At 45.0% G+C, this 12,424-nt stretch carries 9 protein-coding genes; 4 read left to right on the forward strand and 5 right to left on the reverse strand.

Translation table 11 applies throughout. From position 1 onward, the window contains the following. The first annotated feature begins 230 nt into the window (after positions 1–230). Positions 231–1,502: a cation:proton antiporter gene (locus DFP81_RS15735; RefSeq protein ID WP_115898847.1), complete on the forward strand. Its 1,272-nt coding sequence runs from the start codon at positions 231–233 to the stop codon at positions 1,500–1,502. A 111-nt stretch (positions 1,503–1,613) separates the two neighbouring features. Here the strand turns inward: DFP81_RS15735 and DFP81_RS15740 are convergent, their stop codons facing one another. The 3 genes from DFP81_RS15740 to ilvD form a co-directional block, all read right to left on the reverse strand. Then, positions 1,614–2,846, reverse strand: a complete 1,233-nt coding sequence (locus tag DFP81_RS15740) for a sensor domain-containing diguanylate cyclase (protein WP_115898848.1) — start codon at positions 2,844–2,846, stop codon at positions 1,614–1,616. Between the two features lie 22 nt (positions 2,847–2,868). Further along, positions 2,869–3,711: a 23S rRNA (adenine(2030)-N(6))-methyltransferase RlmJ gene (locus tag DFP81_RS15745; RefSeq protein WP_115898849.1), complete on the reverse strand. Its 843-nt coding sequence runs from the start codon at positions 3,709–3,711 to the stop codon at positions 2,869–2,871. Between the two features lie 78 nt (positions 3,712–3,789). After that, a complete protein-coding gene (gene ilvD, locus DFP81_RS15750) occupies positions 3,790–5,634 on the reverse strand; it encodes a dihydroxy-acid dehydratase (RefSeq protein ID WP_115898850.1) in 1,845 nt (614 codons plus the stop codon). Between ilvD and DFP81_RS15755 the strand changes: the two genes are divergently transcribed. After that, positions 5,625–6,986, forward strand: a complete 1,362-nt coding sequence (locus DFP81_RS15755) for an EAL and HDOD domain-containing protein (RefSeq protein ID WP_245959191.1) — start codon at positions 5,625–5,627, stop codon at positions 6,984–6,986. The genes ilvD and DFP81_RS15755 overlap by 10 nt on opposite strands. 514 nt (positions 6,987–7,500) lie before the next feature. On the opposite strand, the gene fdxA is transcribed toward DFP81_RS15755, so the two are convergent. Beyond that, positions 7,501–7,824: a ferredoxin FdxA gene (fdxA, locus tag DFP81_RS15760; RefSeq protein WP_115898851.1), complete on the reverse strand. Its 324-nt coding sequence runs from the start codon at positions 7,822–7,824 to the stop codon at positions 7,501–7,503. 124 nt (positions 7,825–7,948) lie between these two features. Further along, positions 7,949–10,561, reverse strand: a complete 2,613-nt coding sequence (mutS, locus tag DFP81_RS15765; RefSeq protein ID WP_115898852.1) for a DNA mismatch repair protein MutS — start codon at positions 10,559–10,561, stop codon at positions 7,949–7,951. Between the two features lie 79 nt (positions 10,562–10,640). On the opposite strand from mutS, the gene DFP81_RS15770 reads away from it, so the two are divergent. Continuing rightward, the gene (locus tag DFP81_RS15770) at positions 10,641–11,141 is read left to right on the forward strand and encodes a CinA family protein (protein WP_115898853.1); all 501 of its coding nucleotides are present in this window, start codon (positions 10,641–10,643) and stop codon (positions 11,139–11,141) included. 86 nt (positions 11,142–11,227) lie between these two features. Next, positions 11,228–12,274, forward strand: a complete 1,047-nt coding sequence (gene recA / locus DFP81_RS15775) for a recombinase RecA (RefSeq protein ID WP_115898854.1) — start codon at positions 11,228–11,230, stop codon at positions 12,272–12,274. Positions 12,275–12,424 lie beyond the last annotated feature (150 nt).

The following is a 12,424-nucleotide window of genomic DNA, read 5'->3' on the forward strand; positions in this document are numbered from 1 at the left end:
CTTTTTCTGGCTGTTATATCTCTCAGACAGCCAATTTACTTTTTCAAATAGGTCACCATATTCCGCGTTCGCTTTCACTATATAGATAAAGAGCGAAGGCTATTATCGAGCTTAGAGCTGTCCACTGCACCTAAGTCGATACATTTTCAGATTCGGGAATCGTTCTTTTTTGAAGAGCATTCCAAAAGATTTCTTATTTTAAATAATTATCTTACTAGCTTGGAGAAAAAATGAACGCTTGGTATTTCCTCTGTTTATTATCAGTGGTGGCGATTTTTATCGCCTTTACAAACCAATATGTACTGAAATTGCAAACGACTATCGCTATCACCACGGGGTCTGTGGTTATTTCACTGTTATTGATGGTGCTGGCGTCGGTTTCTGGTGGTGGTATTACGGCATCGATTGCGCAGGCTGTCGATGGGCTTAACTTTAATATGCTGCTTTTAAAAGGAATGTTGGGTTTTCTTTTATTTGCTGGGGCTCTGGAAATTGACCTGCGCTTATTGCGTAATCAGCGTTGGGAAATTGCCATTATGGCATTAGGCTCGACTCTGATTTCTACGATTATCATCGGCTATTTTAGCTATTGGGTATTGGCGTTATGTGGTTGGGATTTGCCGCTTATTTACTGCATGCTTTTTGGCGCATTAATTAGCCCGACCGACCCTATTGCAGTATTAGCAATCATTAAAAAGATGAATGCGCCTGATAAAATTTCAGTGCAAGTCGAAGGTGAGTCATTGTTTAATGACGGTGTCGGTTTGGTTGTTTTCTCAACCATCTTTGCTTTGATCTTTACTGGTCAAGAGCCTACTTTTGCTGGCGTTGCTGAATTATTTTTGGTGGATGCTGTCGGTGGTATCTTGTTTGGTGTGGTACTTGCTTTGGTGGCGCATTGGCTAATTTGTCGCAGTAATGACAGCAGTATCGAATTGTTGATTACCTTATGTATTCCAAGTGCAGGTTATGCACTGGCAAACCTGCTGGGTATTTCTGGCCCATTGGCGATGGTTGTCAGTGGTATTTTTATTGGTAATGTAACCCGCGAAGTTGGTTTTTCTGAACACAGCCAGCAAACTTTGTCACACTTTTGGCATACAGTAGACGCTTTCCTTAACTCTCTATTGTTTATCTTGATCGGTCTTTTATTGGTGGTATTGCCTGTAACTTGGACAGAAGCAGGGCTCGGTTTGTTGATGGTACCACTGGTGTTATTGGCGCGCTTTATCAGTGTCTCTTTGCCTTACCTAGGGTTCCGCCGTTACCGTAAATACGATGCCCATTCAGTGAAGATATTGACTTGGGGGGGCTTGCGAGGTGGGCTTGCTTTAGCCATGGCCGCCTCCATACCGCACGATAAATTGATGGTGAATGGGGTGGATTATCATACACTTATGGTCATGATGACGTATGTTGTGGTGATCTTCTCCATTGTTGTACAAGGTATGACAATTTCGCCAATTATTGAGCGAAGTATTGCTGAAGGGAAAAACGAGTAAGTTCTATATGTTGTTTGCCTGAGCACAAGTGGTGCTCAGGCACAAAAAAGGCGTTTGATGGCGAGCAGCATATGCTAGTAATCAAACGCCTTTTTTTGTCTAACGAATGGTTTAATTAACCACTACCCGAAGGTGTTTTTGGCGGCCTATTTCTACCGCTTCGTTGGCACTTTGGGCTAATTCTTCGATGGTTTCACCGTCTTCAGGAAAGGCAGCAATGCCGACACAAAAGTCGAGAGGATCGGATTTCCCGTCAATTAACATCGCTCTTTCATTATCTGTGGGATTAATAATGTTAGTGAGTAGCGCTTGAGCATCTTTGATACTGGTGTTGGGTAGCAGGAGTAACAGTTTATCTGGTTCTACTCGAGCTAACACATCCGCTTCGCGAACTTTTTTGTAGATATGGCGCGCTGAGGTTTGAATGGCGATATTGCGTATTTCCATTGGCAAACTAGCGAGGCGATTAGAGGCATCCAAATTTATTTTGGCCATCGTTAACGGTGTGTATTGGCGTTTGGCGAGCCCCAGTTGTTTCTTAAAATGCGTCACCGCTGCGCCACGATTTAATAAGCCAGTAAGTTCGTCAAAAGTAGCTTGGTTACGCAAGTGTTCTTCAAGGGATTTCTGAGGGCTGATGTCTTCCACAAAGCCAATGATTTTTTTGATACTGCCATCGGCGTGTTTGGTGTAAGTCCGGCCGCGCTCTTTTACCCACATGTATTCGTTGTCAGCTCTACGAATTCGGTATTCTGCTTCGTAATAACTCTGGCGGTGGCTGACATGTTCGGTGACTACATTAGACAATTTTCTGACGTCGTCAGGATGAACGAGGGCATGCCATTCAACCGTGGAGCGAGGGGTTTTGTCTTGTGCAAGACCAAGCAGAGCACCAATCGATTGTGAACATGAGACTAAGTCGGAGTCTGTTTCCCAAATCCAAAGACCAGCGGAGGACTCGGTTAATGCGAATTTCAATAAGGTGTTTTCAGCATCGACTAAATCCATGTGGTCGGTATTGTAAACGCAGGCAAGAACAAAGCCACCCATAGCTTGAAACTCAAGCTGAGTATTTACCAGCTTGTTGCCAATGTGCAATAAATTCTCACAACGGTCTATGTGACCATTATGAATTTGTTTATATAGATTGTGCCAGTCTTCTAGGTTGTGTGCTTCTTCACATAACTCGACCCAAGAGTTGCCAGGTGTGGCGTTAAAGCTTTCAAATAACAAAGCAAAACTGTGGTTGATAGAATGCAGCTTCCCGGTCTGGCTTTCTATAATGAAAGCTGGGGTTGGCATGTGCTTGAAGGCCAACTCAAATGGGTCTATTACGGTGTTCATTGTGCCGCTCCTTTTAAACAATTTATTCAGGGGTGATCCAGTTTACTTGGAAGTCGGCATGTGTATCTTCTGCTAACAGCTTAGTTAAAACAGGAAGGAAGTTGTTGGCTTCTTTTTCCAGTGTCCAAGGAGGGTTAACAATGATCATCCCGCTACCAGCCATGCCACGCTCTTTCTCAGAGTCTCTGATGGTCATTTCTACCAGTAGTACATTACGTATTTTGGTTGTTTCTACAGCGCTTAGCAAATTATTTGCTTGTTTGCGGTTCAGTACCGGATACCAGATAGCATAAGTACCCTGAGGAAAGCGTTTATGGCCCTCCTGTAATGCTTGCACCACATATTGATAATCCTTCTTCACTTCATAAGGGGGATCCATCAGTATAAAACCACGTTTTTGTGGTGGTGGGAGCATGCCTTTTACCGCGTCGAATCCATTGTCTTTTACGACATTGGCTTTGCGTTTGTTTGGGAATAATGCCGCCAACACTGGAAAGTCGTTTGGGTGTAACTCGCAAAGGTGAAGTTTGTCTTTCTGACGGACATAGTAATCCACAACTTTAGGGCTACCAGGGTAAAAAGTGAGCTGATTGTCTGTGTTCATCTCACGAACAATGTCGAGAAAAGAGTCAATAGCTTCAGGTAAATCGTCTTCTTCTAGCAAACGAGCGATGCCGCTTTGGAATTCTTTGTTCTTTTGCGCTTGGGCAGAATCCAGAGGATATTGTCCAATACCTGCATGAGTATCTAGGTAGAAAAAAGGCGCTTCCTTTTTAACAAGATGTTTGCAGATCTCGCTGACGATAATGTGTTTCAAAATATCAGCATGGTTGCCAGCGTGATAAATATGGCGGTAGCTAAGCATGTCGTTTCCTGTGTTCAATGAAAAAAGGCCGCGGCGCCTAAACTGACGCTATGCGGCCTTTTGGGTTTCTTCAGTTAATTATTTAAGCAGATCAAGGTCGCGTACTGCACCTTTGTCGGCACTGGTAGCAAAATGCGCGTAAACTTTTAACGAAGCAGAGACTTTGCGAGGGCGGTCTTCAACAGGCTTCCAAGCATCCGCACCTTTGGCATTCATTGTATCACGGCGCTTTTGCAGCTCTTCGTCGCTCAATAATACGTTGATGGTACGGTTTGGGATGTCGATGCGAATAATATCGCCACTCTCGACTAGACCGATGGCACCGCCCGCTGCAGCTTCTGGTGAAACGTGTCCAATAGACAGTCCTGAAGTACCGCCAGAGAAACGACCGTCGGTTAATAGTGCACAGGCTTTGCCCAAGCCTTTAGACTTGATATAAGACGTAGGGTAAAGCATTTCTTGCATACCCGGACCGCCTTTTGGCCCTTCATAACGTACGATAACCACTTCGCCGGATTTTACTTTGTCATCAAGGATGTTCTTAACGGCTTCATCCTGTGACTCTGTGATGTGAGCTGGACCTTCAAACACTAGGCAAGACTCATCAACACCGGCACTTTTTACCACACAACCGTCGAGTGCGATGTTGCCGTATAGCACAGCCAAGCCACCTTCTAGCGAGAAGGCGTTTTCGATAGAACGGATACAGCCCTCAGCACGATCGCCGTCCAATGAAGGCCAGCGGGTCGACTGACTGAAAGCCGTTTGTGTTGGGATGCCTGCTGGGCCAGCTTTGTAGAACTCTATTACTTCTGGTGAAGGCGAGCGCATGATATCCCAATTTTGTAGCGCTTCTAGCATGGTATCAGCGTGAACGGTGTGACACTGATTATGCAACAAGCCCGCGCGGTCAAGTTCACCTAGTAGGGCAAAAATACCACCGGCACGGTGTACATCTTCGACATGATATTTTGGTGAGTTCGGTGCCACTTTACAAAGCTGAGGAACACGACGCGACAGACGGTCTATGTCCTTCATTGTAAAGTCGACACCCGCCTCGCGAGCCAGAGCCAACAAATGAAGAATGGTGTTGGTTGATCCGCCCATGGCAATATCAAGGGTCATGGCATTTTCAAAGGCTTCAAAAGTAGCAATGGCGCGTGGTGCCCATTGTGGCTCATCGTTGTCGTAGAAGCGTTTTGTGATATCCACAATACGACGGCCAGCTTCAAGGAATAGGCGATGACGATCAGAGTGAGTCGCTAGCGTAGTACCGTTGCCTGGCAAACTTAAGCCAAGCGCTTCGGTTAGGCAGTTCATGGAGTTAGCGGTAAACATACCAGAACAAGAACCACAAGTTGGGCAAGCAGAGCGCTCGTATTCTTCAACTTTTTCATCTGAAGCGGTTGGATCGGCAGCAATAACCATGGCATCAACCAAATCCAATTTGTTTTCGGATAGTTTGGTTTTGCCGGCTTCCATTGGGCCGCCAGAAACAAAAATAACGGGAATATTTAAGCGCATTGCCGCCATCAGCATCCCTGGTGTGATTTTGTCACAGTTGGAAATACACACTAGGGCGTCAGCACAGTGAGCATTAACCATGTATTCTACTGAGTCAGCAATCAAGTCGCGCGAAGGTAGGCTATACAGCATGCCGTCATGGCCCATTGCAATGCCATCGTCTACCGCAATGGTGTTAAATTCTTTTGCGACACCGCCTGCTTCTTCGATTTCTCGGCATACTAACTGGCCAAGGTCTTTAAGATGTACGTGGCCAGGAACAAACTGAGTAAAAGAGTTTGCAACGGCAATGATTGGTTTATGAAAGTCGTCATCTTTCATACCAGTTGCGCGCCATAAAGCGCGCGCGCCGGCCATGTTGCGGCCTGAAGTCGTTGTTTTTGAGCGATATGCTGGCATTGCTTTCCCCACAGATTTTTTTGCTTTATATAGGCACTCATGTTACCAAGTTTATTGTCTCTGCCCAATGGCAATTTTCAGTGAACTGGGTAGAGATTGAGAAAGTTATTTTTCAATGGAGAGAAGTGAAAGACATGGAAACCTCTTTAGCGAGAGCACATCACCAGGTGGTATTGGCTCGCCAGCCGATTGTAAACACTCATTTAGCGCCGATGGGGTATGAATTACTCTATCGTAAAAACAGTGCTGCGCTATCGGCTGAGATCGCAGATGACGTTGCTGCAACCGCCCAAGTCGTCGCGGCCAGCTTACTGGAGCTGGGTATGTTAAATCTGGTGGGTGATAAAAAAGCCTTTATTAACTTTCCCCGCGCTTATCTACTTAGCCCAAGTGGTGTGCCGATTGATCCTGAAATGGTAGTGGTCGAAGTATTGGAGAATGCGGTGTTCGATGCCGTTTTACTTGCCGCTTTACGTCGTTGGGTTAAAGCGGGTTATTCAATAGCGTTGGATGATTTTGTTTTTGATACCAAACTTGTTCCTTTTGTGGAGCTGGCCGACTACATCAAATTAGATATTATGGCGTTGGGCAAAGATGAGTTCCATCGACAAGTAGATGCATTACGCGGTTTTGATGTGGAGATCATTGCTGAAAAAGTAGAAACGTGGGAGGAATTTCAGTTTTGTCGTTTATTGGATGTGAATTACTTTCAAGGCTATTTTTTTGAAAAGCCAGAGTTGGTTGTCAGCAAATCCTCTAAAGTGAACAGCATGACATTGTTACGCTTAATGGCGGTAATGTTAAATACTTCAGAATTAGAAGTAGCGGAACTGGAGCGTTTAATAGGCCAAGATGCGGGGTTAGTGCATAAGTTATTACGTTTTCTAAATTCCCCTGTGACCGGTTTAATGGCTTCTGTCGATTCTTTGCGTTTGGCGATTACATTAATTGGCATGGAGAAACTAAAGTCATTGGTCAACTTGCTATTGATGTCAGAAATGACAGGAGATCGCCATGTATTGCTGCAAAGCATCATGCTACGAGCGAAACACGCAGAGTTAATTGCCAAGCATAGAGCCTATGGAAATGAAGATAAGTATTTTCTAGCAGGCATGTTATCGATGATTGATGTTTGTGTTGGTATGCAATTAGAGAAGGTGCTGAGTGAGTTGCCGCTTCCTAATGAATTTATTAATGCGATTATCCATCGTTCGGGTCGTGTTGGCCAAACTTTGAATCTGATAGAAGAATATCGCAGCAATGGTATCGCAGAAGGTTCGGAGCAGGCCGAACTTTATGAAACGTATCTAGATGCAATTCAGTGGACGGACAGTTTTATTGCCAGTGTTTAAGTTTATTTTGTAGGAAAAATCTGACATTTATGTAGTCCTTTTCCCTGTGTTATGTAGTAAAAAAGAAAGAATTGTGCGCTTTTAATATAAGATATTGATTTTAAAGGTTATTATTTCTGGTTCTCGTTCTTTTTTGGGTTTTTTCTTGCTTGTTATTTGCTTATTTTCTGTTACATTTACCTTATCCAAAGGGAATTCATGGATGAGTGGCATAGGAAGTGCACTAAGCAGGATGCTCAGTGGATAAATGGAATAGACTAGGAAAGTCTCTGCTACGGATGGGCAAAACGGATTTAATAAGGCTCAATGGACTGTGCCGGATTAACAGGGAATGGTTGATAGCTTCTGGAAGAAGCGAGCATGGATGTTAACTCATTGGATGAGTCGCTTAACAGGATGTGAAGCGATAATGGGGCGACTTAGGTCGCCCTTTTTTGTGTCTGCTTATTTTATTTCAGGTACAAAAAAGCGGCCATAAAAGCCGCTCTTTTTAGTATGGTGCAAAACGCCGTGGTTAACGTTCTAAATATTCTAGTTTGTCTTCAACGCCGTCCCAAGTGGCCGCATCGGCCATCGCGTCTTTTTTCTCTGTGATATTTGGCCAGATCAGAGCGAGGTCTTGGTTTAGTTCCACAAATACTTCTTGATCTGCTGGTAATTCATCTTCTGAGAAGATTGCATTAGCAGGGCATTCAGGTTCACACAGTGCACAATCAATGCACTCATCTGGGTTGATGGCCAAGAAGTTAGGCCCTTCGTAGAAACAGTCAACAGGACAAACTTCTACACAGTCTGTGTATTTGCAGCGAATGCAGTTGTCGGTAACGATGAAAGCCATTCGACTTCTCCTTACAAGCTAGTAAATATAATTGCGTGCTATTTTAGAGGCATAGGTGCTATAGCATCAAGCGACAATCACCTATCCTCTACATTTATCTGATCTTAGCTTATTCGTATGACGCTTAAAATTCGGTTTTTAAGCGGTAAAGTTCATTAATCGCTTGTTGAGGCGTCATGTTATCTATATCAAGTTCACTGAGTGCGTTTTTCAGTGCATCTTGATCCGCTTGAGCAAACAGATCTGGCTGCTGTGGAGTATCGCTGCCAGCGATCTTTACTTTGGGTTCTGTCTGCACTGTTTCTGTCTCAACTTCGACTCCGGTGCTGACTTCTAGCTGTACCAGTTTTTGCTTGGCATGACTAATGACATTTCTTGGCACCCCAGCGAGTTGGGCAACCTGTAAACCATAAGATTGGCTAGCAGGCCCGGCATGTACTTTATGCAAAAAGACAATTTCATCTTCATATTCTGTGGCGGTTAAATGTACGTTCGCCGCATTGTCGAGTTGCTCCGCAAGGGTTGTAAGTTCAAAGTAGTGGGTAGCGAATAACACGTAACATTTAAGCTGGTTAGCAAGATAGTCGACGGCTGCCCATGCTAATGATAAACCATCAAAGGTACTGGTGCCGCGGCCAACTTCGTCCATAAGAACGAGGCTTTGTTGGCTTGCGTTATTAAGGATATTGGCTGTTTCTGTCATTTCTACCATGAAGGTAGAGCGCCCGCCAGCAAGGTCATCTGATGATCCCATACGAGTGAAAATACGGTCTACCACAGAAATAGATGCGCTTTCAGCAGGCACAAAAGCACCGGTATGAGCTAATAAAGCAATCAGTGCGATTTGTCGCATATAAGTCGATTTACCGCCCATGTTAGGGCCAGTAATCATTAGCAGTGAGCGATTCTCGTGCATGTCTAAATCGTTTGGCACAAAAGGCTCTGAAATGACGGATTCAACGACAGGGTGGCGTCCCCCTTGAATTTGAATGCCACCACGGTTATGTAGTTCTGGGCAAACTAGATTTAATGCTTCGGCACGTTCACTAAAGGTGGTTAAGACATCGAGTTGTGCTAAAGCTTGGCTGCTTGTTTGCAGCTCACTAAGTGCATTATTTAATTGATCTAGCAAGGCTTCGTAGAGTTCTTTCTCGCGTGCTAGTGCTTTAGATTTTGCGCTTAACGCTTTGTCTTCAAATGTTTTTAGCTCGGGAGTAATGAAGCGCTCAGCATTTTTAAGGGTCTGGCGACGAATGTATTCCACCGGTGCCTGATCTGAGTGCAGTCGGCTAATCTCAATGTAGTAACCATGGACGCGATTGAACCCAACTTTTAAAGAGCTGATACCAGTACGCTCTTTTTCACTGCGTTCCATTTCGGCTAAGTAATCAGTGGCGTTGGTTGAAAGTGATAGCAATTCATCCAATTCTCGGTCATAGCCTTTGGCGAATACGCCGCCATCTCGCACTACCGAAGGCGGGTTTTCTACTAATGCCTTGTTTAAGGTGGTGGTCAATTCAGGCTGTGCAACAATACGACTATTTAGTTGTGATAGGCGTTGAGATTGTGTTGTAGCAAGCAGCTGATTGATTTCGGGAGTGGCTTCTAAAGCTTGTTTTAATCTCACTAAATCACGAGGTCGTGCGGAGCGTAGTGCTACCCGAGATAAAATGCGCTCAAGGTCACCGATCTTTTTCAGTGGGCTTTCAAGCTGCTCATATAAGCGTTGCGCTTTCATTTCTTCCACGACTTGCTGGCGGGCCTCTATTTCAGCTAGGTCGCGTATTGGGGTATGTAACCAGCGTTTTAATAGACGGCTGCCCATGGGGGTTGCACATTCATCCAATACACTAATCAGTGTGTTGCTGGAACCGCCGGCAAGGTTAATGTCGATTTCTAGGTTGCGACGAGTGGCGCCATCAATTAGGACGGAGTCATCTTTATGTTCAACCGTAATAGATTGAATGTGAGGCAGTGCCGAGCGCTGTGTGTCTTTGGCGTATTGCAGTAGCGCGCCAGCGGAGGCTACTGCAGCAGTAAGCGCTTCACAACCAAAACCAGATAAGTCTTTGGTATTAAACTGTTGGATGAGTTGGCGATAGCTGGACTCATAATCAAAGTGCCATGGGCCAAGTTCAGACACCCCTTTTTCTAACAGGATAGTTTGACGCGCTGGGAAATCCTCAGAGATTAGGATTTCTCTTGGTGTCAAACGCTGTAGTTCGCTGCTAAGGGCATCGAAGCCATCGACTTCAAATACACAAAAGCGGCCACTGGCCATATCTAAATAAGAAAAGCCAAAAATGTCTAAACCTTTCCTGTTTTGATGGGCGATCGACAGCAGGAGATTTTCACGCTTTTCTTCTAAATAAGCCTCATCGCTAATGGTGCCTGGTGTTACGATACGTGCGACTTGGCGCTCAACAGGACCTTTGCTTGTGGCTGGGTCGCCAACCTGTTCAACGACCACTACAGATTCGCCAAGGCGAACAAGGCGAGCAATATAGTTTTCTGCCGCATGGAAGGGAATGCCAGCCATTGGGATAGGTTGACCCCCAGAATGGCCTCGTGCTGTTAAGGTAATATCGAGCAATTGCGCTGCACGTTTTGCATCGTCATAGAAAAGTTCGTAAAAATCACCCATGCGATAAAAAAGTAATTGTTTGGGGTGCTGAGACTTTAAACTAAAGTATTGGCGCATCATGGGCGTGTGATTGTCTGGTGACGTTTTACTCATGCGGTCTGCTCGATTGTGATCCAAAAATAAGGGCGCTATTCTACGGGAAATTGAAGCAGTATTTAAGGTGTGAAATAACATGAATCAAAAGCAAGAAATGACGAATGCCGCTAGGCAGGCTGCCGATGAGTTGCAGCAAAGAGGCTGGCAGTTGGTCACGGCAGAGTCATGCACTGGTGGTTTAATCGGTGCTGTTTGTACTGAATTGTCGGGCAGCTCGGCTTGGTTCTTTGGCGGAGTGATTAGTTATGCTAATGAAGCGAAGGAAAATGCTTTGTCAGTGTCTCATGACACGCTACAAAGTGAAGGGGCGGTCTCTGCCGCCACCGTAAAGCAAATGTGTGCTGGTGCTTTGTCTCTAGGTGGAGACGTGGCGGTAGCGGTAAGTGGAGTGGCAGGACCCACCGGTGGCTCACAAGAAAAGCCAGTAGGCTGTGTTTATATTGCCTGGAAGATTGGTAATAACGCGGCCGAAGCTGTGCGTTTTCAGTTTTCCGGTGACCGCCAGGCCATCAGAGAGGCGACGGTTATTGCCGCTTTAGAAGGGGTTGCAGAGCGGATTAAAGATGGTGAAAAATAATACTGTTTTTATATACAGTATTTCTTGAGCTTGTAGAAAAAACACGATAAAGTTACTGCCAACGAAAACAGTCACAAGGGTTTACTATGTCATCTACCGCAGACAACAAGAAAAAAGCACTGGACGCCGCACTATCTCAAATTGAGCGTCAGTTTGGTAAAGGCGCCATCATGAAGATGGGTGAAGGTGCAAAGCTAGATATCGATACCGTATCTACCGGTTCTTTAGGTTTGGATATTGCGCTAGGTGCGGGTGGTTTACCATTCGGTCGTATTTGTGAAATTTACGGTCCAGAATCTTCCGGTAAAACAACGCTAACATTAAGTGTTATCGCAGAAGCTCAAAAGCAAGGCAAAACATGTGCCTTTATTGATGCTGAGCATGCTTTGGACCCAGCTTATGCTGAAAAGCTAGGTGTTAATATTGCTGAATTGTTGGTGTCTCAACCAGATACCGGTGAGCAAGCGCTAGAGATTTGTGACATGTTGGTTCGCTCTAATAGTGTGGACGTTGTGATTGTCGATTCTGTTGCTGCCTTGGTGCCGAAATCTGAAATCGAAGGCGAGATGGGTGATTCATCCGTTGGTGTGCAGGCGCGTTTGTTATCTCAAGCGATGCGTAAACTAACAGGCTCCATTAAACACGCTAACTGCCTTGTTATCTTCATTAACCAAATTCGTATGAAAATTGGTGTTATGTTCGGCTCACCAGAAACGACTACCGGTGGTAACGCTCTGAAGTTTTACTCTTCGGTACGTTTGGATATTCGCCGTATCGGATCGGTGAAGCAGGGTGATGAAGTCATTGGTAATGAGACCCGTGTGAAAGTGGTTAAGAACAAAATAGCGCCACCATTTAAACAAGCAGAGTTCCAAATTCACTACGGTGCTGGTATTTATCGCATGGGTGAGATTATTGATCTGGGCGTTAAACAAGGCTTTGTGGATAAAGCCGGTGCTTGGTATGCCTATGCGGGTAATAAAATTGGCCAAGGTAAGGCTAACGCCGCTCAATTCTTGGCTGATAATCCAGAGATGGCGAAAGAAATCGAAACAAAAATCCGCGAAGATCTGTTGCCAAAGAAACCAGTAGCGGGTGAAAGCAAAGAAGTAGAAGAACCAGCAGAAGGCTAATTAGATAGTTAATTGGTGTTGTGATGTTTTCAAGAGAAGCAGGCTTAGGCCTGCTTTTTTGTTTGCCCAGCGAAGCTGGCAAACCCGTCAGGTTGAAAGAAACCTGTCTTACCCCGACTGAGGGGAAGAGAATCCGAATCGCAAGGGCGT

The sequence above is a fragment of the Marinomonas pollencensis genome, from assembly GCF_003387375.1.
Classification (GTDB): domain Bacteria; phylum Pseudomonadota; class Gammaproteobacteria; order Pseudomonadales; family Marinomonadaceae; genus Marinomonas; species Marinomonas pollencensis.

Bases quoted from the DNA above. Each gene is read 5' to 3' on its own strand.
- DFP81_RS15735 (WP_115898847.1), top strand. From the start codon at position 231: ATGAACGCTTGGTATTTCCTCTGTTTATTATCAGTGGTGGCGATTTTT.
- DFP81_RS15740 (WP_115898848.1), bottom strand. From the start codon at position 2,846: ATGAACACCGTAATAGACCCATTTGAGTTGGCCTTCAAGCACATGCCA.
- DFP81_RS15745 (WP_115898849.1), bottom strand. From the start codon at position 3,711: ATGCTTAGCTACCGCCATATTTATCACGCTGGCAACCATGCTGATATT.
- DFP81_RS15755 (WP_245959191.1), top strand. From the start codon at position 5,625: ATGCTGGCATTGCTTTCCCCACAGATTTTTTTGCTTTATATAGGCACT.
- ilvD (WP_115898850.1), bottom strand. From the start codon at position 5,634: ATGCCAGCATATCGCTCAAAAACAACGACTTCAGGCCGCAACATGGCC.
- fdxA (WP_115898851.1), bottom strand. From the start codon at position 7,824: ATGGCTTTCATCGTTACCGACAACTGCATTCGCTGCAAATACACAGAC.
- mutS (WP_115898852.1), bottom strand. From the start codon at position 10,561: ATGAGTAAAACGTCACCAGACAATCACACGCCCATGATGCGCCAATAC.
- DFP81_RS15770 (WP_115898853.1), top strand. From the start codon at position 10,641: ATGAATCAAAAGCAAGAAATGACGAATGCCGCTAGGCAGGCTGCCGAT.
- recA (WP_115898854.1), top strand. From the start codon at position 11,228: ATGTCATCTACCGCAGACAACAAGAAAAAAGCACTGGACGCCGCACTA.